The organism is Bacteroides sp. AF34-31BH, from assembly GCF_003602795.1.
Classification (GTDB): Bacteria; Bacteroidota; Bacteroidia; order Bacteroidales; family Bacteroidaceae; genus Bacteroides; species Bacteroides uniformis.
Genome location: NZ_QTLV01000040.1, coordinates 1 through 771 on the forward strand (window position 1 = coordinate 1; position 771 = coordinate 771).

1 pseudogene is annotated in these 771 nt (G+C 45.0%); it reads right to left on the minus strand.

Annotation, left to right across the window (positions count from 1 at the left end):
* A pseudogene (gene fucI / locus DWZ67_RS19960) lies at nt 1-771 on the minus strand (L-fucose isomerase); the annotation flags it as partial.

Genomic DNA, 771 nt, shown 5'->3' on the forward strand with positions numbered 1-771 from the left:
TCTTCCGTAATTTCCCAGAAAGGCTTCATTACCGGTTTATTGTCACGTGTCTGACAGCCTGTTCCATCAAGCGTACAAGAGCCGGAGTTGATCAGGTGAATGAAACCGTTTGCCGCCTTACCTTCCAATTTCTTACCCGTTACCCGTTCTATGGCATTCGGACTCCAATAAGTACGCACATCCGCAAATATCTGTGCAGTATTGGTCAATAGATGATTGAAGAGCATTGAAGTACAATTCAGCGTATCATTTTCCGTAGCGAAAGTAAATGCTTCACGGATACCGTTCCAATCGAAAGAAGTATTCAGTATAGCTTCTGAAAAATCACCGTCAGGCTTATAATCCGTCCACTGGCGCTGTCCCTGGAAACCCGCAGCAATCGCATTGTGTCCCATTGACTCTTCCTTGAACCCCATTTCAGCCAATTTGGGATTGCCAATCATCATATCACGGAAAATAAGAGTCATTTTTACCACGTATTCCCAACGGGCATCTTTCTCTTCACGGGAATATACCAGATGTTCCGGATTAAAGTCTGTCCCTTCATTACTCTTGCAATACTTTTCTGTCCATGCCATGGCACGTGCGAACTCTTCATGGTCATAAATGCCCAGCTGGACACGACGTTCTATCTCACTGGCATCCACATACTCATTACGCATGCCCAAATACTCCTGGAAGAAATCAGGATTGGGAATAGAGCCTGCAATGCCCATGGATACACTGCCGATTGAAAGATAGGATTTCCCCTTCATTGTAGCCACAGCTATA